The organism is Pseudidiomarina donghaiensis (assembly GCF_900116895.1).
GTDB lineage: Bacteria > Pseudomonadota > Gammaproteobacteria > Enterobacterales > Alteromonadaceae > Pseudidiomarina > Pseudidiomarina donghaiensis.
In genome coordinates, this window is the sequence record NZ_FPCF01000006.1 from 14,850 (window position 1) to 38,376 (window position 23,527).

At 49.0% G+C, this 23,527-nt stretch carries 27 protein-coding genes; 13 read left to right on the top strand and 14 right to left on the bottom strand.

Annotated elements, in window-relative coordinates; translation table 11 throughout:
- Positions 1-287 precede the first annotated feature (287 nt).
- The 3 genes from BM334_RS09930 to BM334_RS09940 all read right to left on the bottom strand — a co-directional run bounded on the left by BM334_RS09930 (position 288) and on the right by BM334_RS09940 (position 3,655).
- A complete protein-coding gene (locus BM334_RS09930) occupies positions 288-2,072 on the bottom strand; it encodes a HEAT repeat domain-containing protein (RefSeq protein ID WP_092841307.1) in 1,785 nt (594 codons plus the stop codon).
- 46 nt (positions 2,073-2,118) lie between these two features.
- Positions 2,119-3,228, bottom strand: a complete 1,110-nt coding sequence (locus BM334_RS09935; RefSeq protein WP_092841309.1) for a Fic family protein — start codon at positions 3,226-3,228, stop codon at positions 2,119-2,121.
- A gap of 118 nt (positions 3,229-3,346) precedes the next feature.
- Positions 3,347-3,655, bottom strand: a complete 309-nt coding sequence (locus BM334_RS09940) for a helix-turn-helix domain-containing protein (RefSeq protein WP_092841311.1) — start codon at positions 3,653-3,655, stop codon at positions 3,347-3,349.
- A gap of 209 nt (positions 3,656-3,864) precedes the next feature.
- Here BM334_RS09940 and BM334_RS09945 point away from each other — a divergent pair, with 209 nt between their 5' ends.
- Complete coding sequence (locus BM334_RS09945) at positions 3,865-4,641, top strand: SDR family oxidoreductase (RefSeq protein WP_092841313.1); 777 nt, start codon at positions 3,865-3,867, stop codon at positions 4,639-4,641.
- Here the strand turns inward: BM334_RS09945 and BM334_RS09950 are convergent.
- From BM334_RS09950 to BM334_RS12855, 4 genes are all read right to left on the bottom strand, one after another.
- Positions 4,638-5,219 carry an SOS response-associated peptidase gene (locus BM334_RS09950; RefSeq protein ID WP_092841316.1) on the bottom strand — a complete coding sequence of 194 codons (582 nt, stop codon included), beginning with the start codon at positions 5,217-5,219 and terminating at the stop codon, positions 4,638-4,640. The two genes, BM334_RS09945 and BM334_RS09950, sit on opposite strands and share 4 nt — an antisense overlap.
- Before the next feature lie 39 nt (positions 5,220-5,258).
- The gene (locus BM334_RS12970; protein ID WP_092841318.1) at positions 5,259-5,597 is read right to left on the bottom strand and encodes a type II toxin-antitoxin system RelE/ParE family toxin; all 339 of its coding nucleotides are present in this window, start codon (positions 5,595-5,597) and stop codon (positions 5,259-5,261) included.
- Positions 5,598-5,599: 2 nt separating this feature from the next.
- Positions 5,600-5,806 carry an addiction module protein gene (locus tag BM334_RS09960; protein WP_092841320.1) on the bottom strand — a complete coding sequence of 69 codons (207 nt, stop codon included), beginning with the start codon at positions 5,804-5,806 and terminating at the stop codon, positions 5,600-5,602.
- A gap of 174 nt (positions 5,807-5,980) precedes the next feature.
- Positions 5,981-6,115, bottom strand: coding sequence for a hypothetical protein (locus tag BM334_RS12855; protein ID WP_256209436.1), 135 nt, complete (start codon positions 6,113-6,115; stop codon positions 5,981-5,983).
- Positions 6,116-6,226: 111 nt separating this feature from the next.
- Here BM334_RS12855 and BM334_RS09965 point away from each other — a divergent pair, with 111 nt between their 5' ends.
- The 4 genes from BM334_RS09965 (at position 6,227) to BM334_RS09980 (ending at position 9,087) form a co-directional block, all read left to right on the top strand.
- Entirely contained in the window at positions 6,227-7,084 is an 858-nt protein-coding gene (locus BM334_RS09965) for a putative RNA methyltransferase (RefSeq protein ID WP_092841322.1), read from the top strand.
- A gap of 55 nt (positions 7,085-7,139) precedes the next feature.
- Complete coding sequence (locus BM334_RS09970) at positions 7,140-7,832, top strand: DUF2306 domain-containing protein (protein ID WP_092841324.1); 693 nt, start codon at positions 7,140-7,142, stop codon at positions 7,830-7,832.
- A gap of 269 nt (positions 7,833-8,101) precedes the next feature.
- A complete protein-coding gene (locus tag BM334_RS09975) occupies positions 8,102-8,236 on the top strand; it encodes a zinc ribbon-containing protein (RefSeq protein ID WP_008488091.1) in 135 nt (44 codons plus the stop codon).
- A gap of 77 nt (positions 8,237-8,313) precedes the next feature.
- Positions 8,314-9,087: a DUF3800 domain-containing protein gene (locus BM334_RS09980; RefSeq protein ID WP_092841326.1), complete on the top strand. Its 774-nt coding sequence runs from the start codon at positions 8,314-8,316 to the stop codon at positions 9,085-9,087.
- Positions 9,088-9,161: 74 nt separating this feature from the next.
- Here the strand turns inward: BM334_RS09980 and drt2 are convergent, their stop codons facing one another.
- On the bottom strand, positions 9,162-10,427 hold the full coding sequence (gene drt2, locus BM334_RS09985; protein WP_092841328.1) for an antiviral reverse transcriptase Drt2: 1,266 nt from the start codon (positions 10,425-10,427) through the stop codon (positions 9,162-9,164).
- Between the two features lie 357 nt (positions 10,428-10,784).
- Between drt2 and BM334_RS12735 the strand changes: the two genes are divergently transcribed.
- From BM334_RS12735 to BM334_RS09995, 3 genes are all read left to right on the top strand, one after another.
- Positions 10,785-11,153: a helix-turn-helix domain-containing protein gene (locus BM334_RS12735; protein ID WP_198677350.1), complete on the top strand. Its 369-nt coding sequence runs from the start codon at positions 10,785-10,787 to the stop codon at positions 11,151-11,153.
- A 129-nt stretch (positions 11,154-11,282) separates the two neighbouring features.
- The gene (locus tag BM334_RS12740; protein WP_256209437.1) at positions 11,283-11,939 is read left to right on the top strand and encodes an ImmA/IrrE family metallo-endopeptidase; all 657 of its coding nucleotides are present in this window, start codon (positions 11,283-11,285) and stop codon (positions 11,937-11,939) included.
- Positions 11,936-12,364 (top strand): DUF4411 family protein, encoded by a 429-nt coding sequence (locus BM334_RS09995; RefSeq protein WP_092841330.1) that lies wholly within the window; start codon positions 11,936-11,938, stop codon positions 12,362-12,364. The genes BM334_RS12740 and BM334_RS09995 overlap by 4 nt, the downstream gene beginning before the upstream one ends.
- A 161-nt stretch (positions 12,365-12,525) precedes the next feature.
- Here BM334_RS09995 and BM334_RS10000 read toward each other — a convergent pair whose 3' ends face one another.
- Positions 12,526-13,389, bottom strand: a complete 864-nt coding sequence (locus BM334_RS10000; RefSeq protein ID WP_092841332.1) for a YicC/YloC family endoribonuclease — start codon at positions 13,387-13,389, stop codon at positions 12,526-12,528.
- Positions 13,390-13,641: 252 nt separating this feature from the next.
- Here BM334_RS10000 and BM334_RS10005 point away from each other — a divergent pair, with 252 nt between their 5' ends.
- The 3 genes from BM334_RS10005 to pyrE all read left to right on the top strand — a co-directional run bounded on the left by BM334_RS10005 (position 13,642) and on the right by pyrE (position 15,526).
- A complete protein-coding gene (locus tag BM334_RS10005) occupies positions 13,642-13,989 on the top strand; it encodes an HVO_A0114 family putative DNA-binding protein (RefSeq protein ID WP_092841334.1) in 348 nt (115 codons plus the stop codon).
- A 41-nt stretch (positions 13,990-14,030) separates the two neighbouring features.
- Positions 14,031-14,744 (top strand): ribonuclease PH, encoded by a 714-nt coding sequence (rph, locus tag BM334_RS10010; protein WP_055439016.1) that lies wholly within the window; start codon positions 14,031-14,033, stop codon positions 14,742-14,744.
- A 140-nt stretch (positions 14,745-14,884) separates the two neighbouring features.
- On the top strand, positions 14,885-15,526 hold the full coding sequence (gene pyrE, locus BM334_RS10015) for an orotate phosphoribosyltransferase (RefSeq protein WP_092841336.1): 642 nt from the start codon (positions 14,885-14,887) through the stop codon (positions 15,524-15,526).
- A gap of 96 nt (positions 15,527-15,622) precedes the next feature.
- On the opposite strand, the gene BM334_RS10020 is transcribed toward pyrE, so the two are convergent.
- On the bottom strand, positions 15,623-17,305 hold the full coding sequence (locus BM334_RS10020; protein WP_092841338.1) for a type 1 glutamine amidotransferase family protein: 1,683 nt from the start codon (positions 17,303-17,305) through the stop codon (positions 15,623-15,625).
- A 123-nt stretch (positions 17,306-17,428) separates the two neighbouring features.
- Between BM334_RS10020 and BM334_RS10025 the strand changes: the two genes are divergently transcribed.
- On the top strand, positions 17,429-18,859 hold the full coding sequence (locus BM334_RS10025) for a transporter substrate-binding domain-containing protein (RefSeq protein ID WP_092841340.1): 1,431 nt from the start codon (positions 17,429-17,431) through the stop codon (positions 18,857-18,859).
- 9 nt (positions 18,860-18,868) lie between these two features.
- Here the strand turns inward: BM334_RS10025 and BM334_RS10030 are convergent, their stop codons facing one another.
- Entirely contained in the window at positions 18,869-19,333 is a 465-nt protein-coding gene (locus BM334_RS10030; protein ID WP_092841341.1) for a tRNA (cytidine(34)-2'-O)-methyltransferase, read from the bottom strand.
- 80 nt (positions 19,334-19,413) lie between these two features.
- Here BM334_RS10030 and fieF point away from each other — a divergent pair, with 80 nt between their 5' ends.
- A complete protein-coding gene (gene fieF, locus BM334_RS10035; protein ID WP_092841342.1) occupies positions 19,414-20,385 on the top strand; it encodes a cation efflux pump FieF in 972 nt (323 codons plus the stop codon).
- On the opposite strand, the gene BM334_RS10040 is transcribed toward fieF, so the two are convergent.
- Genes BM334_RS10040 through BM334_RS10050 form a run of 3 tightly spaced genes read right to left on the bottom strand, consistent with a single transcriptional unit; the run spans position 20,318 to position 23,362 of the window.
- Positions 20,318-21,292: an alpha/beta fold hydrolase gene (locus BM334_RS10040; RefSeq protein WP_092841343.1), complete on the bottom strand. Its 975-nt coding sequence runs from the start codon at positions 21,290-21,292 to the stop codon at positions 20,318-20,320. The genes fieF and BM334_RS10040 overlap by 68 nt on opposite strands.
- Positions 21,293-22,672, bottom strand: coding sequence for a sensor histidine kinase (locus tag BM334_RS10045; RefSeq protein WP_092841344.1), 1,380 nt, complete (start codon positions 22,670-22,672; stop codon positions 21,293-21,295).
- 12 nt (positions 22,673-22,684) lie between these two features.
- Complete coding sequence (locus tag BM334_RS10050) at positions 22,685-23,362, bottom strand: response regulator transcription factor (protein ID WP_055439023.1); 678 nt, start codon at positions 23,360-23,362, stop codon at positions 22,685-22,687.
- Positions 23,363-23,527: the final 165 nt, after the last annotated feature.

Consider the following 23,527-nt stretch of genomic DNA (forward strand, 5'->3'; position numbering starts at 1 on the left):
TGCATACAGATCAATTGTCAAACATTGGTCATGGTTATTAAACGGCTATTTTGCCACTAGGTCAACACCCTTCTGGGGCTATGCGTCTAAAAAGAATTCAATAAAATCCTCAGATCATTGTCTATCGATCATTTTTTGAACACTTCGATAAGAGCTTATTATTGATCTCTACTGACTTTAGCATCTAGCTGACGAAAAAATGGACGTGGTCGTAGGATGGCTATTTATAACGAGAGGGTTTACTTATACTCGGAGTCAAGTCTCATCAGCCAATATGTAATTTGTTGTTATCTGTAGCCGCTTTCACACCCATCCGGCGTGCGCAACCCAGTGGCCGGATTAAAAATCACCGGCCCGGAATACGTGTTAATCAAAATTTCCTGGGGGGTTATCTTCCATGAGGTCATGGGCGCGCCGGGCAGGCGGTAAATGGGCTCTACGGCGAAGCCTTTGGCGATTTCGGTGGCGCGGTACAGCATGCCGTTGTTCATGCTTAAATGCGCCAGCCCCGTGGTGGCATAGGCGGTAGAGCCGTAGCTGTATATGTCTTCAATGTTTTCGTTAAGAATTAGTTCGTGCGCGCCGTCTTTGTAAAACGCCATCATTTCGCCGCCCCACTCGCCGTTGTTGGTGCCGGTTAACCAGCTGTCGCCTACTTTGGCTGCTACATTTGGCTGCACCGTGCTCTTGGGCGTGGCGCAAAACTCTGCCAAGTATTCATCGGCTTTGCCGGCCTCGTTGTCAGCGCACCAAGGGTGCTTGTAGGTAAATTGGCTTAGGCCTTTAAACTCGCGGTCGTAAATTTTTACCTGTTCAGGCTCTGCCACTATGGCAAATTGCTCAGCGCTGCAATTTTTTGCGCGATGGGTGTAATACGGCTCGGCGTCTTTCTGCAAAGGCGGTTTGTCGGCGGCTAGGCGCTTGGCTGTGGTGGCTGCAAATTTGCGCACTATGGGGTACCAATGACTTGTCGCGACGTGGTTTAGGTCATCAAGTGCAGGTTTGTGCTGCAACCAATGCAGGGCTTGTATGGCGGCATGTACTTGCAGCCAGTCTTGGTCGTTGCGCAGCATGGTTTGCAGCCGTGGCGCGGCCTTTTGGTAGCCAATAAAGCCGAGCGTGCGCGCTGCACTCGCACGGGTGTCCCAGTCTTCTGCATTTAAGTAATATTCAACGTCAGCGCCCACGTGCTTCGCTGTATGGCCAAGGTGGCCAATGTCACGCAGTATCCACTCGCGGTATAAGCCCTCGCCTTGGGCTAGTTTGGCCACTAACAAGTCAGCGGCGTACGCGCTTTTCAGTACTTTCAACGAGGTTAGTACGTGCTCACTTAACTCTGGGTTCGCTTTAACCATACGAATAAGTTCGGCTTCAACGGGTGCGCTTTCGGCGGTTATGTAGCCTACCCACCCCAATGCTAGCTTGCGCATGTCGGGGTGAATGGCGTTGTTTTTTGCCAATGCAAGAAGCGCAAGCGCGCTTGGTTGATCCGAAATTTCAAGCTGATGAAGGTCATCAAACACTTCTTGAAAGCCCGCGTAACTTTCTGGATTGCAGTTTTTCTTACAGGCTATGGCGTTAAGCAGGTGCGGTATGGCGGGTTGGCCAATGGTTACCAGCGCAAACACAATTTGGTTGCCGCCTTTTCCTTCGCGTAACAGCTCGCTGACTAGAAATGCAGCGGCTTGGTCGCCGCCCATACGGCCTAGCAACCGGTATGCCCAGCCGCCACTGCCATCTAATTTTACGTTGTTTTGAATAACCTGGCGCACTAGCTCAAAGTCGCTTTGGCGTATGTCTTTTATGTCGGCAATAAGGGTGTCAGCCAGTTGGCGTTTGTTACTGTTGGGGTGCGCAGAAAGCTTGGCTAATGGCTCTAGGGCGTCGCGGCCAAAGGCACGCAGTTGGGCTTTAACGGCTTCATCGGCTTCGCCGTTGCTATAACTGGGCACGTCTTTTTCAGGTATCAGCGCAATGCAGGCGTCAGCGGTGGCGCATGGGCTAACTTGGTCAAGCGCGTGCGATATTGGCGTGGCTAGGCCTAAAAGAATGACAAACAGTGCTCGTTTCATGGGTTCCCTCTTTTTGATTTGTTCCAAGTACCAGTTGCGCTACTGATCAGCTCGGTACCAGTGCATACCGAGTGCTACGCCCACCACCAGGAAGCTTTTCGAGCAGACCTTGGTTAACTAATTCACTTAAGTGCCGTGTTGCCGTTGCTTTACTCACTTTGGCAACGCGCAAGTACTGCGTGGCGTTAATGCCTTGTTCAAAGTCTCCGTCTAGCATACGGTTCAGCACTTTGCGCTGGGGCTCTAATAATGCTTTGTCGGCATGCTTGCCCCAAAATTGGGTTTTAAATAGAGTTTTATCAATTTTCGTCATTGCCCCTTGCACTGCAAGAATTAGTGTTTGTACGAACCAGACGAGCCAGTCGGTAATGTCAACGCCGCCCTTTTGCGTGCGCTCAAGCACCTCGTAGTAAGCATTTCGGTGCGCAAGAATGGCCTCAGACATAGCAAATAAGCGAACACTATTTTGGTCGGCCTGGGCTAGAGCGCGGTCGGTTAAGGCTCGAACAATACGGCCGTTGCCGTCTTCAAACGGGTGAATGGTCACAAACCAAAGATGCGCTATGCCGGCGCGAAGCAAAGGGTCATTTGTGCTGGTGGCGGTATTATTAAACCAATTAATAAAGTGCTCTAACTCGCTGTTTAGTGCTGCGCGTGGTGGGGCTTCAAAGTGTATTTTGGGCTTGTGTATGGGCCCTGAAATAATTTGCATGGGGGCATTGCCGCGCAGCATACCCGGCTTTACTTTTTGCAGTAGCGAGTCTTGCCCTTGAAACAACCACTGATGCCATTGCAACAAGGTTTGCATGGACAAAGGCCGCTGCCACTCGGTTACCGCATCGCGCATTAAACTTGCCAAACCTTCGCTTTGCTCAGATACCCGCACTGGGTTTTGATCATCTATACCAAGTTGTCGTGCAAGTGATGAACGCACACTATAGACATCAACCTTTTCGCTTTCTATTGCCGAAGACGCAACAATATTGGTTAGCAAGGCGTCAAGCGTAAACTCTTCATAGCCTTCAACCGCAGCCATGCGCCCTTTAAGCTGGCCAAGACAGTCATACGCGCGGCGCAGCAGCGGCTGCAGCGCCGTGTTTTGCCACTTAAAGTTGGTCCATTCTGGGTGTTGCCATAGCCATTGTTGTACGTGCATCTCGGTCGATTTCTCGTGTTAAAGCCAATGCGCCGAATACTCAACTTATTCGGCTCATCACATGAGCCAAATAATAGAAGTAATCGGCTCATTGTGCAACTTTTATGCACTTTGGTGGCTATATAAGCACTTCAATGCCCTTTTTATCAATCACGTGTAATAAACGAAGTGCCGCCCCCTGCGGTTTGGATTTACCTTGTTCCCACTTTTGGACACTCTCACTGCTCATATTAAGCACTGTTGCCAGAACAGCTTGGCTGATCCGCTCTTTTTCCCGGATGTGCTTTATTTTCTCTGGCGTCATTTCGTCTTGTTTAGCGCTCATTGCCAGCGCATCTATTTTGCGCATCGTTATCTTGTCTAGTATTCCATTGTTATGAAATCGCTGGGCCATTTCAGCCAAGCTCGTTAATCTATTGTCAGTCATACATCACCTCGCGTAACAGGCCATCGACCAAAAACTATGGTACACATTACTACACTTTGTATTTTCTAATCAATAAATGAGAATAGCCTACTTTTTATGCTCGAGTGCGCAATTAACTGTATGTATTACGATTGAACTGCATCATGACTTACGTTGGTGAATTTAATGGTGGTACATTAAAGCTGACCTAACCAACTGGAACTACCTTGATGCACCAACCCTCTATTTTCATCACCGGCGCGGCCGCCGGTATTGGCAAAGCCACCGCGCTACGGTTTTTAGCTGGCGGCTGGCGGGTTGGTGCTTTTGATATAGATGCCCAAGGTTTAGAGAGCTTGGCTAACGCAGCCGCGGCTATGGGTTGTGGCGAGTTATTGATAACTGGCCAGCTAGATGTGACGAATAACGATAGCTGGCAAGCGACTATGGCTGAATTTACCGAGCACACGGGCGGCAGCCTGACGGTGCTGTTTAACAATGCTGGCATTCTGGTTTCCGGGCCCTTGGCCGAACAAAGCTTGGAGGCCCAGCAACGGCTCATTCAGATAAATGTGCAGGGCGTGTTAGCCGGCTGCTATTTGGCGCGGCCGTATTTGGCTAAAGGCTCGCGGGTAATCAACATGAGTTCGGCCAGCGCCATTTATGGCCAGCCTTCGTTGGCGGCCTATTCAACCAGCAAGTTTGCCGTACGCGGGCTGACTGAAGCTTTAAGCCTAGAGTGGGAAAATGCCGGTATTCAAGTGATGGATGTGATGCCCCTGTTTGTGCAAACCAACCTGGTTACTAACATGAACGCCAGTAGCATTCGCCGCTTAGGCGTACGCCTAACACCGGCCGATATTGCGCTGACCGTGTGGCGCATGGCGCACTATCGCGGCAACCGCGTGCATTGGGCGGTGGGCCTGCAAACCAAACTCATGGTGTTTGCTAGCAAGCTAACGCCAGCCTGGTTGTTGCGACTGAGTAACAAGTGGATCGCGGGCTAAGCAGAAATAACTAAATCAATATCTTGCGGGGCCTGCAGTAGCGGCGCCAGCGCGTCGGCTTCGCTATTTAGCCAAAACTCTACTTCGCTGGGGCGAATAAGCAGCGGCATGCGGTGATGGTATTGAACGCACTGCGCGGTGGGGGCGGTGGTTAGGGTAACTAGCTGTGCTTGATGCACTCGGTGCGGAAAGTAAATGCCGGCCATGTAAAGTGGCTGATTATGCGCTTCAGCAAATAGGTATTTAGTTTTTCGGGGTTGCCCCTCTTCTTGCTGCCATTCATACCAACCGCTGCACGGCACCACACACCGAAACTCTTTGAATGCGCGCTTAAACGTCGGCTTGGTTACCACGCCTTCGGCTTGGGCATTGATGATGATGCGCTTAGACCATTCCGGCTGAATACCCCATAGCGTGTTTAGCTGGTGCAAGCCATTGTGGTTTATCGGCGTGGTAATTGTAGCCACCATTTGCGTTGGCCGCAGATCGTGATTGGTTGGCGTGGCAAACTTAAAGCCCAGCTGCTCGGTTACCAACTGGCATAACGGGTCACTAACTACGTTAAGTCTTCCGCACATGGTTTCCCCTTATGTTGAAACTTGTTGTGTTCGAAGAATCTATTTAAAAGCATATATGGCAGGCTCTTTACTGTTTACTTGGTTGTTCGAATGCGAAACCCAAGCATCAGGATCGTTACGGACATGAAACACAGCTGTGACGATTGTGCGGTCACCATCAATAAAATAAAGAATTCTGTAAGGAAACCGACGTATAGAGGCTAGACGAAAATCATCGTGGGCTAATTTATATATAAGTGGAAAGCAACGAATTCGCTCAAGAGCCTCCTCAACACATGACAGAAAGTCACGCCCCAGCCCCGGAACCAATCGCTCATACAACATAAAATGCTGTTGAATATCGTACTCAGCCTCAGGCTGAATTATAAGCGTGAACAAGGCTATTCAGCTTGAGTTAAAATTCGACTTTTTACGTCCTCCCAAGCAGAACCAGCATTTTTATCAAGTTTATATGCCTCGCGACGTTGGGTTAGCTCCGTAATTTGGTTTGGTGTGATAGCGAGATCGACATTCTCCGCAACCACACTGTCCCAAAGCGCTTCAGCAAGGTTGATTCGCTCAGAAACCGTGAGATCTTGTATTTTCATTATCTTGATTCCTTATAACTTTTTGCAAAATTCTTTAGCTAACAGTTTAGCACTGGGTTCGCTGCATCGCGAAAGTCATAGACGCAATTTCAATTACGACATTTCTCATAATACTTACATGAGGGTTCACAATCAGCCGTCGCAATGTGGACGCGTATGCCTTTTGGAGGCCCCCTATAGCGGCGCGGGCCGATGTATGCCGTAGCCCTGGCCATAATGAATAGACTTCACAATGGTTTCGCCAATAGGCCGGCTGCGAATATTGGTAATAAACTCACCCTCTATTTTTATAAACTTAATGGGTAACATAAAGCCGGTTACTACCAGCTACTGCAAGATGTGTGCAATACTGCAAACCATTACATTAACGAGCCATGATGCAATTATCTTATGGCTAGCCAAGCAACTTGAGCTATCGAAATGTTTACTCTTAACTGCCCTATCTGCGCGCAACCACTACTTTGTGATAATTCTCATCGGTCATGGCGCTGCGACAACGGCCACAGCTTTGATGTGGCGAAGCAAGGCTACGTTAATTTGTTGCCGGTACAGAACAAACGTTCAAAAGACCCCGGCGACAGCAAAGCCATGGTGCAAGCTCGCGCTGAGTTTTTGCGTGCCAAGTATTATCAGCCATTGGCCGACAAAATCGCTCAGGTAGTGCTAAACGGTAAGCCGCAAACGCTGCTTGATGCGGGGTGTGGTGAGGGCTATTACCTGCGCGAACTCTTGGCCCAGGCCGATTTGCGCCAGCAGTCGTTGAACTGCGTTGGCTTAGATATTTCTAAATGGGCGGTGCTGTCTGCTGCAAAACAAGCTGCTGCCACACTGTCGGCTTCCACACAAGAGCCGCGAGTGACTTGGTTGGTGGCCTCAAACAGCCAAATTCCACTACCAACAGACAGTGTGGACACGCTGCTGTGTTTATTCGGATTTCCGGTTTCGGCTGAATTTAAGCGCGTGCTGAAACCCGGTGGCCGTTTAATTATGGTCGACCCGGCCAGTGAGCACCTGCTCGAACTCAAGCAAATTATTTATCCGCAAGTGAACAGTAAGCCCGAACAACTGCCGGTGCCGGCCGACACTTGGCAACTGGCCGACGAGCAGCGTTTAACCTTTGCTTTAGAAATTACCGAACGCGAGCATATTCAGCACTTGCTCACCATGACGCCGCACCTGTACCGCGCTAGCAGCGAAGGCCGCGCGCGGGCTGCTGCACTGGAGCACATAACCGTGACTGCCGATATGTGGGTGCGCACATTTGTGTCGGTGGATTAGCATTGCTGACGGCTAAAAATTAACTAGAATGGATTTATGTTTGCTGGAGGCGGCTATGCTACTTATTCACGAAACCTTGTTAGACCTGCACGTGGTACTAGGTGCATTGGCGTTGATACTATTTTGGATACCCATTCTAGCGCGCAAAGGCGGCCCTACCCACCTTCGCTACGGCAAAATTTACGTGTGGCTTATGTACATTGTGGCCGTTTCTGGCATTGCTATGTCGGTTATGGTGTTAGTGAACCCGGGCTACTTGAAGCCAAACGCTTCGCTTACTGCGGTTTATCAGTTTTATAGCTTGCTGCTATTTTTGTCGGCTCTAACTTTTGTAAGCGTACGCCATGCCATGCTGGTGCTTAAGCATAAAACCGACACCTCGGTGTTTCGGCGCTTTGATTTTTTATGGATGCCGGCGACACTAGTAGGCGGCGGCATTGCCCTGCTTATTGTTGCAGCGAGCTCTAGCTCAACGCTTATTCTGCACTGTGTATTCGGCGGACTAGGAGTGTTTATTGGCGCTAGCATGGGCCATTTTGCATTCAGGAAGAATCCACCCCGCAAGGTTTGGTTAACCGAGCATATTGGCGCCATTATCGGCTCTGGCATAGCCGCCTACACCGCATTTTTAGCCTTCGGCGCCCGCCATTGGCTTAGCGTTTTAGGCGACTGGCAGTTAGCCGCCTGGATACTTCCCAGCGTTGTCGGCACCGCAGGCATTGTTTGGGCAACCCGCCGCTGGGGGTGACAGGTTATTCGATGTTCTAGATCTGCTTGTTGAGCGATATTTAATTTTATTGAAAATTAATAAGTTGCCGGCCATTTGTCATGCTTATTGAATAAAGCTCACCGCGTTACTCACCAACCGCCGAACCTAAATGCACGCACATTAAAGCGTTCAAAATTTGACCAGGCCTTATCTTTTCGATAATTTCTAAGTCATCTAGCTTTTTACTGACTTCCCTAGTCAGTGACAGATGTAGCTTTGTTAGGGCTTGTCTAATAAGGATAGCAACCATGTCTACTACTGGCGAACAACCTGGTAAAGGCACTTACACTTGCGACAACTGCGGCGAAAGCGTAACGCTTGATGATCACGACGATACATTGCCGCCATGTCCGCGCTGCCACGAAACTGAATACACACCTTAGACAACGGATCTAAAAGTGTAATCAATGGGAGCTAAAGCTCCCATTTTGCTACAACGGTATTAAGGTGATAAAACCGTATGGAATACTCTCTCTTTGCCGACGAAAGCGGAATTTCAAGCGCAGATAAATGTTACACAATTGGCTGTCTGCTTGTTCCATGTCAGTACCTTAAGGAGTTCGAAGTCGAGATTATCACGCTAATAGAAAGGCATAATTTACCAACAGATCGAGAGCTCAAATGGTCACGCGTTAAAAGAAGCTACGCAGTAATTAACTTTATGATAGACGTAGTTCGCTTAATAATGTCGTCCCCTGCATCATTCATCTGCAAAGTTACGTGGAAAGAACACTACAGAAATTGGCAACGAAATGAAGAAGAAGCCTTTTATAAGTCCTATACCATGTTAATGGATTTTTGTGCTCGCCGCTTGAATTCAGAAATCAAAGCAAAAATTGATGATAAATCGGATGCATACAACAAAAGACATGAGGTTGTTGAGATAATAGCCAACCATCAGTTGAAAGGGTTGGGACGGATCAATTCCGTTACCAAATGCGATTCTAAGGCCGAATTACTGATTCAAGTGGCCGACTTACTCACCGGTGCAGTTAATGCGTCCCATAACCTGTGGCTGACCCAAGGCAAAGCTGAAATTCATGCGGGCAAATTAGTTGCTATAAGAAAAATTGCCCAATCCTTAGGTTGGGAGCAGTTACATCACGATACTTATCCAAATGCCGACTTCAATATCTGGCATTTCCCCTTCGAGGAATATAGAGCTCAGCCATCTACTGAACATGTTAAACCAAACTTTGATGTAAAATACACTACCCGCGACCAAGTGTCATAAGTTACTCGGGTTTAATTAATCGCAATGTCTAGCAAAAACTCCTCAAACCGTTAGAACGAAGCCAAGTCCAGAAATCAGTTGAATTCATCTATCTTCTTATTAAGCTTCCCCCAAAGTGGCTTAAGCTGACGTCTTATGGCTTTTGACTGCATTTTATTAGCAGCTCGTAGCCCATAGCGAACGAAGTTACGATTACCGAGATGACTGTATCGCTCGTAAAGCTTCTTTTTCCGGAGACGAACGTCCTCACCTTCGTCTAATTGGCTTTCGAGTGTTCTTGATACTAGTCGAATCGCTTTATTCATTCGCCCCGAGAATTTTGCCAATGCTGCTGAGCGCAGCAAAACTCTCTGCCCATCAAATGTAAACCCTAAATATTGAAGAGGTGCGTTGGCCTTTTGAACCCCGCCATATCGCCAAAACTGTCTTACTTCAGTCTTCTTGGGATTTATTGCGACGCCTAACTTTTTAAGCTCACAGTCAGCTTGCAACTCCACACGCGCTTCGCATCCACGCTTAATGATAAAAAGCATATCGTCACAATACCTACGATAGCTGCCGCCGCACTCTTTCGCTAAAGAGCGCATTTTCTGGTCAAAGTCGATCATGTAGATATTCGACAATAATGCACTTATTGGCGTACCTTGAGGTATTCCAAAAATAACTTTGTTAGTCGTAATTAAACCAGAATCACGAACTTGCTTTCTAAATTCAGCGGGTTTACAGATCCTTTGTCGCCCATTCCACGGATTATTTGGTGATATCTGAAAGGCTTTATAAATCGCTTCGCGGTTACAAAATGAAAATTTCGTGAGCGATTTAAACACTGCGTAATGGTCGTTGGGAAGCTTACGTGTACCAATTACATCGCACCACGATCTTTTCAGGTGTTGATGGTTTAAGGTGTCAAAGAATTTGGAAATATCGATTGCTACCGCCGAGCAGCGGCCCATATTACTGATCTCTGTGAAGGCATCACGTGCAAATTCGATATTGGATTTACCGAGCTTTCTGAATGCTAGAACGCATTCTGATAGCCCCAAGCTTGCTAACTTCCTCTCATAAGCTTCAGCTAAAAGCGAGGCGTAATATGAATATATGTGAGAGTCTGCATGCGCAGCGTAGGAAATATGACGAACTTTCGATTCTAACTTTAAATTACCATTTGAATTGCGTTTCAGCTTTTTGGCGATGACGTCGTAACGAAGCAGCGGGTAAAAAGCGTGTTTTGAGACTGCCTTAGCATTTCTAACTAGCTTAGTTGCTTTAGCGGCACCGATCGGCGCATCAAAGTGGAGGTAACCTCGTCTTTTAAACCAGGTAGAATCATCCGTTGCCATGCAAAAGTCCTTTTGCAAAACCCAAGACGGCTTAGACTGTGGCCATCTGGTACCGTCTTGGGCTTAACAAACGTAGTTGTTACGTATACATAGCGCTTATGCGCCGGGCCACTCATATGTCACATATGATGTATAATATCATTGCGTCACAGGGAACTATCGGCATGTTTCAGCTAATCGTTGTGTGCGGCTGCTCAAGGCATGTGGTCACCAGTTATTGTTGCTGGTTCCAATTGCTACTTGACAGCTTGTGATACACCTTCGACTCTACAGACGAAGCACTGTGATAATATCGCCACAATGCGATTAATGCAATTTGCGTAACGGCTCAAAAAATAAAGTATCCAAGGTATAAAAATGGTTGAAGCACTAGTAAATCCAAGCATCCTAGCATGGGCTCGCGAACGGGCAGGGTTTACTGTGTCTAAAATGGCAGAAAAATTAAGAATAAAACAAGAACAAGTCGAAGCTTGGGAGACTGGCGACTCCAAGCCGACTTTCCGCCAAGCTCAAAAGTTTGCCGACAAAACCTACGTTCCGTTTGGGTATTTGTTTTTACATGAGCCTCCGCAGGAGGAATTACCCATTCCAGATCTTCGGACGATCGGTGATCACCCGATTGGTAAATTTAGTTTGGATTTGAAAGATACAATACGAAGTACCTTTGAGCGCCTTGCTTGGTATAAGGATTTCTGTCGTGAGCAAGACCTACCCAGACTAAACTGAATAGGATGTGTATCCGTCGACAACTTTAAGTTAGCCACCGCTACAATTAAAAACTTGCTTGGTGGTTCTATTGCACAACGCCCCAGACAGTTTCACGATTACTTCAACGAGTTAATAAGTAACATCGAGGTGCTTGGCGCCTTAGTTATGCGCAACAGTGTTGTAGGAAACAATACCCACCGAAGTTTAGATCGTGATGAATTTAGAGGTTTTGCCATAGCTGATGATCACGCTCCGGTTATTTTCATAAATGCAACGGATACGCCTCAGGCACAAATTTTTACATTACTGCATGAATTCGTGCACCTTCTTATTAATGAGTCTGGTGTATCCGACCTAAGTCATCGAAACGAAAATAGAATTGAGAAGTTTTGTAATCGCGTGGCGGCTGAATTCCTCGTACCAACCGACGAATTCGTAAGTTTATGGGATGTTCAACATGAAGATTGGCGCGTAAATCTTCCACAGCTAGAGTCCCATTTTCACGTCAGCCAGTGGGTTATTGCCCGCCGAGCTCTAGAGAACAGGTTCATCAGCGAACAACAGTACTGGGGTCACTACGGTAAAATTCTTGATGCATTTAAAAACGAAAAAGAAAAGCTAAAAGATAAAGAAGGTGGACCGCCTTTCAACCGGTTAATCAATATGCGCTGTAGTAAGAAGCTTGCTACCGCAGTTGCAAGCGAGGCCTTGAGCGGTCGTATGCTTTTAAGAGATGCACATCACCTTATTGGTGTTCATCCAAGCAAGCTAAAGGATTTTGCAAAGAAGGAACTTAGTTTTTGATTTATTTGCTGGATGCTAACTCATTTATACAGGCAAAGAATTTCCACTACAGGATGAACGTAGTCCCTGGATTCTGGACCTGGCTTGTTCAGAAGCATGAAAAGGCAGATATTCGCAGCATCGACCACGTATATTCGGAATTAACTAAAGAAACACCAACCCCAGATGACTTACATAACTGGTCGATAACTAATAAGCATTTCTTTCACGACTCTAAAAATACTCAAACTCAGCAAGCCTATACTGAAATTGCAAACCAAGTTGCTCAGCATTCTGCTTATTCACAAGGAGAGATAGCTCGCTTTCTCACTGGTGCTGATCCTTGGCTTATTGCTGCAGCTAGAACTATTGGAGCAGTCATCGTTACTCACGAGGTAATGGTTCCGACTAACAGCACCAAGGCTGACAAACAAGCTCACTACTAAAACATTTACGCAGCTCGTATTGATGTAACTTTTTTGCTGCAACTGAACACAAAAATTTTGGAAGGGTATGGGGTATACCCTCAACGGTAAGTATTGAGGGTGTGGCTGGATTAACGGCGCGGAGCGCCACCCGTCGTGGAACGACGGGCTACGTTCACGGGTTATTCGATGTTCTGGATCTGCTCCCGCATCTGCTCAATCAACACTTTCAGCTCTACTGCGGCGGCGGTGATGTCAGCGTTAATAGACTTCGAGCCCAGAGTATTCGCTTCGCGGTTAAATTCTTGCATCATAAAGTCTAAACGGCGGCCGCAAGCGCCACCTTTGCGCAGAATTTTGCGGGTTTCAACAACGTGAGCGTTCAGGCGGTCAAGCTCTTCGGCAACGTCCACTTTTTGCGCCAGCATCACCATTTCGGCTTCAAGGCGAGTTGGGTCTAGTTCAACCTTGGCTTCTTCAAAGCGCCCTAGCAGCTTGTCGCGTTGCCACTGCAGTACTTCTGGCATGCGGCCGCGAACAAAAGTAACTTGGGTCGAAATGCCTTCAAGGCGTTCTTCAATCATGCGCTCGAGGGCTTTGCCTTCGCTGCCGCGGTTTTCAATGAACTCGTTCAAACAGGCTTCAAAAGCGCTTAACACGTCGGCTTGAATGGTGTCCATGTCTTCTTCTTGCTGGGCAACCACACCTGGCCAACGTAGCACGTCTAATGGGTTTAGCTGGGCGCTTGAGCTTTGGTTGGCGACCCAATTGGCCGAAGAAATAACGCTGCGCGCTAGCTCTTCATTCAAACTCAAACCGCCTTCAGCTTTTTGCTCAATATGCAGGCGCAAATTGCACTCTACTTTGCCGCGCTGCAGCTGCTTGCGTAAGCGATCACGCAGGCTGTTTTCTAACGAGCGAATTTGCTCTGGCAACCGAAAATAGGTTTCTAGAAAACGTTGGTTTACCGAGCGCATTTCCCACGTGGCGGTACCCCATTCGGCTTTGAGTTCGTGGCGTGCATAGCCGGTCATTGACTGAATCATTGGTATTCCTTGTAAGCTTTATCTGCCGTTAGTTTATCACCGATCTCAATCTCGTACAGCACGACTATTTCGCACGTTTAATTACGTTCGCATAGCGGCCACATAAGTGCTCAAATAATCTTCGCCAAAAACACTTATCATCAGGTGATATTTAAATGGATATAGATTATACTATCGCAGCGCTGTTGGACTTGGATGGTGCCGTTATTTATCCACTACCCTAGCCGTTGCATACATGAAGGAGATTCACTAATGGCTATTTTGCACATTGGGGTAAAACCGCAAGAAGAAATTCGTGCACGACTAATTGCTATTGCGAAAGGCGAGGTGAAGCCAGCTGAAAACGAACCAAAAGTTTGGTTTCCTTCTATTCGGTCGCTAGCGGAAGTTCTATCAGATCACAATCGTGAGCTGCTGAAAATGATTGCTGAAAATAACCCTCAATCGCTTAAAGAATTAGCTGAACTTTCAGGTCGGGCACCGAGTAATCTTTCTCGCTCACTAAAGACTATGTCCAACTTTGGTTTAGTGAAAATGGAGAAATACCAGAAATCAGTTCGGCCAATTGCGGTCGCAACGGAATTTCACATCCATATCTGATATAATCGCCGCCATTATTTTGCGCAGCAGAGGAATTCAATATGCGTCCAAGTGGTCGTACAGCCCAACAAATTCGCCCGGTAACTATTACCCGGAATTTTACTCGCCATGCCGAAGGTTCGGTGCTGATTGAATTTGGCGACACTAAAGTATTGTGTACTGCGAGTGTTGATCGCAGCGTGCCGCGCTTTTTGAAAGGCAAGGGCCAAGGCTGGGTGACGGCGGAATACGGTATGTTGCCGCGTTCAACCCATTCGCGCATGGACCGTGAAGCGGCACGTGGTAAGCAAGGTGGCCGCACGGTAGAAATTCAGCGTTTAATTGGTCGTTCGTTGCGCGCTTGCGTCGACATGGCGGCGCTTGGCGAGAACACCATTACTATTGACTGTGACGTGTTGCAGGCTGACGGTGGCACGCGTACGGCTTCTATAACTGGCGCTTGTGTGGCGTTGGTGGATGCACTGAACTGGATGCGTAAAGAAGGCATTGTCAAAACCAACCCGTTGAAGGGCTTGGTGGCTGCGGTTTCTGTAGGCATGTACAAGGGTAACCCGGTCGCTGACTTAGACTACCCGGAAGACTCAAAAGCCGAAACCGACATGAATGTGGTGATGACCGAAGCGGGCAAATTTATTGAGGTTCAAGGCACTGCTGAGGGCGAACCGTTTTCTAGCGAAGACATGAATGCCATGTTGGACTTGGCTAAGCATGCTATTCGCGAGCTGATGGACTTGCAAAAGCAAGCTCTGGCGTAACCCGGCGTTTTACGCCGGGACGGCGCAGCCGGTGAGTGTTGGGGCATGGTTTGAGATTAACGGCGCTTTGCGCCACCCGGCGTGGAACGCCGGGCTACGGGTGAACTCGGCGTAGAACGCCGGGCTACGGGTGACTGGAAATGAAACAGTATCAAAAAGAATTTATTGAATTTGCCATTGAACGTGGCGTGTTGAAATTTGGTGAATTTACCTTGAAATCGGGCCGCACAAGCCCGTACTTTTTTAACGCGGGTTTGTTTAATCAGGGCTCTGACTTGGCGCGCCTTGGTCGTTTTTATGCGGCGGCGTTGCAAGACAGCGGTGTGAATTATGATCTGCTGTTTGGCCCGGCCTATAAGGGGATTCCTATTGCTACGGCAGCCGCCATTGCGTTGTATGACACTTACCAAAAAGACGTGCCGTATTGTTTCAACCGCAAAGAGAAGAAAGACCACGGTGAAGGCGGTAACTTGGTGGGTTCGCCACTGAAGGGCCGCGTCATGTTGGTAGACGACGTGATTACGGCGGGCACGGCAATTCGCGAGTCGATGGAGATTGTGCAGGCCAACGGTGCTGAGCTTGCTGGTGTGCTGATTGCGTTAGATCGCCAAGAGAAAGGCAAGGGCGAGTTAAGTGCTATTCAAGAGGTTGAGCGCGACTACGGCGCTACCGTGATTAGCATTGTGAAGCTGAATGACGTGATTGAGTATTTGCAGAACTCGCCCGATTTTGCGCAGTACTTAGATAAAGTGACTGCGTATCGGGCGCAGTATGGGGTGTAGCCCGGCGTTTTACGCCGGGACATGACGAAGTCATGGTTATTGCTGATGGTATCGGAGATTTACGGCGCGTTGCGCCACCCGGCGTAGAACGCCGGGCTACCAGGTGTCGGGTTGCCAGGTGATGCCAATGCGGGCATCGGTGACCTGACATTCGCCGCCGGCTTTTACGCGCTTGGTGGCTTCGTCACCCACCACCATTAAACGGAAGTCTTTTTGCAGCAGGTTAAAACTGTTGCGCTGTTGGCAAAGCAAACGCAGTGAGTCAACCATGCCGCGGTTATTCAAGAACTGCGTGGTGGGCTCTTCAAGAACGACGTCGTCGCCGCTAGCTAACTTCATGTCGACCACGTTGTTGTCACTAAAACGCCCACTGGCGCCAGCCACTAAATAATGGAAGGTTGCAGCCACGGCGTTGTCGGTTTGTTGCGCCCCAAGCCCAAAGAACACGCCTCGCTCGCCCAGCACTTCAAATGCACCCGTTAGTACATTTATCGCTAAAGCAGTGCGGGTATCAACGCCAACCGCTAATGGTGTATTGGTGGTTGCGGCAACACGCAACAAGCGGCCATGGCGCCCTAGCTCAGAAAACTGGCCATCGAGGCTAGCTGAAGCAAACAATCCAACCCCGCCAAGCGGGTGATAAGTGGCACTTTCTGAATTCATGTTGCGCGGGCAGGTGTTGTCTTTCTCGCAGCCAAACGGTGGTGCTTCACCGGCAATAACCCCGGCACGCAGTGCTTCAGCACTGCTGCCACTGGCCACCATAGAGCGTGCAGTCATGGCGTTCATGGCGTCACTGGTGGCGCCAACCACTAACTTATTAGCGCGCATTTTTAAGTAAATACTGGTCATTAAGTCGGTGGGCTGGCTCATTGGGTCTAGCATGGCCTTGCGCACTAGGTTGGCGTCATTGCCCACCATAAATACCGCGTCAGCCCAGTCGACAATGCGCGGGCCTTCTAGTTTGTCTTGGCAAAATGCCAATTGCTGTTTATGTAATTCAGGAAATACCCGCGCCCGCTTCCAAGTACCCAGTTCTTGTTCTCGTAAGGTGTCTAAGTCGGCACATTTGCCGGTACGTTGCGCAGCGTTCACTGCCGCATCAATAGGTAACCAGCGCACCTGTGCACCAAGGCTTTCAAAAGCACTCATGAAGGGTTGCGCGGCGGTTAATGGGTCACGAGCACCCACCGCAGCAATGGCAATACGAGGCATATCATCGCCGCCACGCACCAAGTCGGCTTGCTGCAAAAATGCCTGCACAATATCGCGTTTGGCGGCTACTTTGGTCAACTTAATACGGGCTTGATCGGTTTTGCCCTGCGGCGCTGGCATTTCTAAGTGGTCAACAATTAAATTCCACTCGCGCTCAGACAAGCTGTCATATAAGTGCCGCGTGGCACGACGGGTAAATTCTTCTTGAAAACTACGCTCTGGCACCACGTCTGAGCGCATGCGTTCATACAAAATTTCAATCGCCATTTTTACATCGTCACGTGCTTTGCGACGGTGAACCGGCCACAAATCGTCGTCGAGTAATGGCGTGACGTAGTTGTCGGTTAAATTGATATAGCGGTCGGTGCGCATTTGAGTACCGTCTAACCAGTCAGTATCGCTACAGTGCGTCCATGCCATACTTGAACACAGCGCCATTTCGTCGCCCATTAGAAACAACTGATAGTTTGGTTTACTTGTCGGTTCGGCAGTTTGTGCAGTTGTCGTGTTCGCAACCGCCCACACAGCAACACAGGCTAAGATGAAAGACAACGATTTGTTCATGATTTACTCCTACAACTTAAGCGCTCAACCTAACGGCAATAGGGGTTTGAGTCAATTTAAGTTTCACTTCAATTAGCGATTTGACCTGATATACTGCAAAAGGTTTTATGGACTGAGGTTGCAATGTTGCGTCATAGACTTCGTGTTAGCGACTATCGCTGGGTGTTGATTGGGCTGCTGTTTATCGCAGTGCAACCCACGGTGTTCGCGAAACAAAGCACCCTTACTTTCCGTGCGCCAGACCCCGGCCCCGTGGGCGATGCGGTGATAGAAATTCTTGAAGAAGCTTATCAAGAACTCGGTATTTCGCTGCAATATGTAGATATGCCACGCAATCGCAGCTTGGTTGAAGCCAATAACGGCCGTATTTCTGGTGAGCTTGGCCGCCTACCCGACCTTGAAGCGCACTACAACAATTTACAGCGCGTGCCTTTTGAGTTGTTTGCTTTTGAAACCGTGTTGGTGGCCGATAGGCGCAACTGCGGCCTGTGCACGCTTGATGATATTGATAACGCTGCCTTTATTAGCGGCATGCAAACCGTTTTGCACGCGCTAGAAGAAGCCGCTTTTAGTAAGCCAACAGTACAAGCCTTAGATATTAGTCAACTGCACTTGATGTTCAGTAATCAGCGGGTGCAAGCGGTGCTACTGAACGATTTTGAAGCGCGTCAGTTGGGCTACTATAGTGAACCGCACCTTATTATTACGCCTATTCGCCAACAGTTTGGCTACCACTATTTACACCAGCAGCACGCACATTTAATTGAACCGCTAACTGAAACATTAGAAGCCATGCATGATAGTGGGCGCGTTACTGAAATTTACCGCAGTCACGGGGTTCACTTTCAGCGCACGAAGACCTTCGAAGTGTCGCCTTATTTTAGCCAAATTTCAGCAACGGCTGGGCTTTGGCGTACGCTAACTCATGTTGACGGGAGTGGCCGCTACTGGCAGTTGGTGAAGCGTATTTTTGAGCCGGTAACCGATAGCCTGACGCTCAATACGAATAGTTACCAACGTGCCGTACTGGGTTTAAACGAACAGCGCTTTGACTTCTTAGTTGGGGGGGTAAAAAACCAAGCCTCTATTCACGGCATTGAGTCACTTACCCACTTAGACTATGACCGTGATCTGTACGCCTTCACCATGGACCAAGCCGCTATGGATGCGCTTCTAGAGGGCGAGCTAAAGCTGCCGGTTTGCTACGTAGCAGGCTATGGCTACCACGCGTTATTTAAAGGTGAAATGATATTTTACCAAGCCGACAGTAGCTTAGACTGCTTTGCTATGCTCGACATGGGCCGTATGGGCGCGGTGGTAAACTATCGGGAGAACATGCCCGACTGGATAACCACCCCATATGTGCAATACAAGTTGCGCGAAGCGGTACCGGTGCATCTTATTTTTCACGATACGCCACGCGGGCGTGAACTGCGAGATTGGTTTGACTACCGTATGCGGCAACTGGTTAAAAGTGGTGAAATTAAAGAAATTTTTAGTGACGCTATGTTAGAGCGTTCGCACTTCACCAAAAACTTGCCACCTAAATCTTAATTCGCTGCATTAATTGCCGCCGGCAAAGCCATGCTGCCGCCAAGCTTCGTAGCTAACTAACGCGACCGTGTTCGATAAGTTCAACGATCGATTGTTGGGCATCATGGGCACACGCAGCCGCTCAGAGGGTTGTATTTGCGCCATAACGTCAGGCGCTAAGCCACTGGTTTCGGAGCCAAACAACAACACGTCGTCAGCTTTAAAGTTAGCTTCGGTATAGCCGCGAGTACCTTTGGTGGTTATGGCATAAACAGTGCGCTGGCCCATGGCTTGTTTAAACGCAGCAAAATTGGGGTAGCGCTCCACGCGGCTAAGGTCGTGATAGTCTAGGCCTGCACGGCGCAGTTTCTTTTCTTCTAGGTCAAAACCGAGCGGCTCAATTAAATGCAAGGTGCAGCCATTGTTGGCGCACAGCCTAATAATATTGCCAGTATTGGCAGCCATCACTGGGTTAAACAAGGCAATATGAAACATTGCTTTAAATTCCTTAACCAATAAACTAATGCTTGAACGTGAAGCGCTATTATCAACTATTCAGGCGGGCAACACCAACCATGACGCAAGCAAAACAACGTGATTATGCTTTTTGGGTAAAACTGGCAACGCGCGCGTCGGTGACGGTGGCACTTATTCTTATTGCGGTAAAAGTTACCGCATGGTTAGTCACTGATTCGGCTAGTATGCTGGCGTCATTAACTGACTCAATGCTCGATAGCTTAGCCAGTTTATTTACCTTCTTTGCGGTACGCTATGCTATTCAACCGGCCGACAACGAGCACCGCTTTGGTCACGGGAAGGCCGAAGCCATGGCTGCTATGGTGCAGTCAGCTTTAATTACCGGCTCAGCGTTGCTGTTAGCTGTGCATAGCGTACAACAATGGATTCAAGGCACACCGGTGCAGCAAGCCGAAATTGGCGTGTATGTGTCATTGTTTGCAATTGCGTTAACTCTGGCGCTGGTGGTGCTGCAGCGTGTGGCCGTGAAAAAAACCGGGTCGCAGGCCATTGCGGCCGACGCGTTGCACTTCTCGTCTGACCTACTGCTAAACAGCGCAGTTATTGCGGCTCTTATTTTAAGTGCATACGGCTGGTTGTGGGCGGACAGCGTATTTGCCATTTTGATTGCGGCATTTTTAGCGCAAGGCGCTATTCGCATTGGTTGGAACGCGTTTCAGTCGTTAATGGACCGCGAGCTACCTGACGCTGAAAAGCAGCACATAGTGGACACCATAAAGGCGGTACCTGGAGTACGCGGCCTACATGGCTTAAAAACTCGTTCTGCAGGGCCGACGCGTTTTGTGCAATGCCATATAGAGCTGGATGATTTTTTGAATTTGCGCCAAGCCCACGACATTGCTGACTTAGCTGAAAAGCGGGTTGAAGCCTTGTTTGATCAAACCGAAGTGATTATTCATATGGACCCGCTTTCGGTGGTACCCGCTGAGCTTCACCAACAAGTTACTCAGGCTGAAACCAGTTTAATAGAGCCTCAAGAGCCGGCTGACGATAGCGGTCAGACTCAATAAATAACTCGTGGCGCGCGCCGTCTATTTGCTGAATGTGGCTGTGTGCGTTGCTTAGCTTTTGGTAAAACGCAAGCTGGCCTTTGTTGTCGACGACTGCGTCTGCCCCTGACTGCAAAATTAGCACCGGCACTGCAATTCTATCCGCCTGCTGATGCGCAGCGCGAATGGCTGCGAAAGCTTGCGCTATCCAATTGAATGTGGGCCCACCCAGCTGTATGTCAGGGTTGCTTTCGTAGGCATCACGAAACATCTGATACCGCGCTTCACTGTGGGTCAGCTCGTTTTCGTCAAATGGCACATAACGATAATCTTCCATGCCAATAAAATACCAGGGCTTGCGTGGGCTAAGTAACCGGTTTAGCAGCGCCCCGCTTACCGCAATGGTTTTCGCCAACCAAAGCGGCGTGCTGCCGGTTTGAATGCCCAGCATAGGCGATGACAACACTGCTTTTTCAATAGTATGAGGGTGTTGCGCTAAATACAGCGCGGCTATCGCGCCCCCCATAGAGTGGGCAAGCAAATACTGGGGCAACCCTGCGACAAAACGTGTCGCATGTTGCACCACGGCTTCGAGGTCATCGACAAAGTCTTGAAACTGATCAATATGGCCGTGATGGGGGTTATTGCTCAAACGGTCTGAAAACCCTTGGCCGCGATGATCAACCACCACCACGGCGTACTGTTCTTGCGCCAGTTGCCACACCAGCTCTTGATACTTAAGCGCAGCTTCAATACGCCCAGGGCAGATAAACACCACGGCTTTTGGCTGCTTAGGTTGGTGCAAATACCAATGTAAGAGCACGCCGTCGGGACGTCGTAAATGATGAATGGTCACTTGCTGTTGCCAAAACGGCTGTACTTGGCGAGTAAAAAGCGTAATCCATTGCGGATGATCGTCGGCGTACATCTACGCGGGCTCCTGCTGCTCCTGCTCGGTTTCTTGAAGGTGCTGTATGGGCAAATTAATCGACACCTCAAGGCCACCATCGGGGTGGTTGCGGGCCGTTACTGAGCCACCTAACACATTCGCTGCCCTTAAGCTTAAAGCCATACCTAAACCAACGCCAGCTTTATGATTGCGTGAGGGGTCGCCGCGATAAAAAGGTTCAAACAATTGCTCAAGTTGCGCTTCGGGTACGCCGTCACCGTGGTCGCGCACCAAAATGGTGCAGTTGTCGTTGTCGTGTCGCACGCAGCTTAGCTCAATAATGCCGTCGGTGTACTGCAAGGCATTGCGCACTAAGTTTTCGATAACCAAACGCAGCAGCTCGTCGTCGGTTGCTGTCACCGGCCATTCGCCCTTTAACACCAACACCCGCTTGCCTTGTTGCTCGTCTACGTAGGTTAGGTCGGCCGCTAGCGTTTGCGCCAACTCGTACGTATTCACCGGTTCTGGGTGCAGCTTCACTAGGCCATTTTCAAGCCGCGACAACGACAAGATGCGTTCAATAATAGTGCCTAAACGGTCAACATCGCGGCTCATTTGCACTAGGTGCGGGTTGGCATCAGCGTCGTCGTCTTGGCTAAGCATCAGTGCCACTTGCATGCGTGCCAGCGGTGAGCGCAATTCATGAGACACGTCGCTTAATAAGCGGCGCTGGGCGTCACGCGATACTTTTAAATCATGGGCGGCGGTTTCGAGAGCCCGCGCCAATTCACCGAGTTCATCATTACGCTTGGGCAGGCGTTTTAAATGTAATTTGTCGGCGCCAGCAGCAATTTCACGGGTGGCGCCAATAAGCTTTTTCAATGGCCGCACTAGCCAAAAACCAAGCAGTACCGCAATAAGTAACGAGCCAAACAATAGCACCAAGGTTTGGGCGTCTTCAGCTTGTTTGGCAGAGATTTGCTGTTGCTCACGTTCTTCTTCGGTTAACGGTCGAATGAGTAAAATGCGCTGAGCTTCAAAGCCAAATGGCCCAAGCAGCATGCCGTTCGGTAGCCGTAACTGCTGAGGCTGTTGTGTGTCTAATAGGCTTAATAATTCGCGCCGATGTGTGTTGGCTAAGTTGGGCTCTAACTGTAACCGAGTGGGCCCTTCTTCGGGGGTTACCGCGGCGGCCACCCGGTAGTTACCAGCTAGAATACGCCCAGGCGTTAACGAGCTAAAAATAGAAGGGTCGCTGAGTATGGGCGATAGGCTATTGGAAATTTCTGCCGATAGTGGCTCTGGCGTTTCTGGCTGCGAGTACCATATGGCTAACAAGAAACCGCTGCTGGCCACTGCAAATAGCAGTGCCCAGAACAGCAGTAATAACCGTAGGGTTAGCGAATGGTACCAACGCATACGCTCTGCGCCTTAGGCAAGCTGAAGTAAACGATAACCTCGACCACGAACGGTTTGAATACGCTCAGGGTTATGCTCAATTTTCTTACGGATATTACTAATGTGCACGTCTAGGCTGCGATCGAACGGCGCCAATTGGCGACCTAGCGCGGCAACCGATAGCTGATCTTTGCTGACCACTTGGCCTTTGCCTTGCACCAACGCACGCAGAATGTCGAATTCCGTTGGGGTGAGTTCTAATGTTTGCTCGTCGCAACGCACTTCGTTTTGCAATGGGTTTACATGAAAACCGGCAAATTCCAACGGCTCTGGGCGCACTGAAGTATTTGGTGTGCGGCGCAATAGGGCCTTCACACGGGCCACAAGTTCGCGCGGATTAAACGGTTTCGGTAGGTAGTCATCTGCGCCAAGCTCTAGGCCTTGTACGCGGTCATCGTCATCGCCACGCGCTGTTAACATGAGCACTGGCGTGCTACGCAACTGCTGGCGCAAGCGCTGTAGTAACTGAAAGCCATCAATACCTGGCAGCATAACGTCAAGCAAAATGAGATCATAAGAACCGCTCAGCGCACGCTGAAGGCCGGTTTCACCATCTGGGGCTAGGGTTAGCTGGTAGCCTTCTTTGGTGAGAATTTGCTCTAACATACTGCTTAATTCTGCATCATCATCTACAAGTAGAAGCTTAGTCATGTTGTTGTCCTGCGTTTTGTGGAACAGCGATGAATTCATGTTCTTAATTATGTAAAGATTTGAGCGCGCAATGAACCCTGTTTACTGAACTTTTACCTGATGCATGTACCTGGTGCATGTAGCTGTGGACGACTTCACCGAATACGTCACGTAAATTCTCAGCAC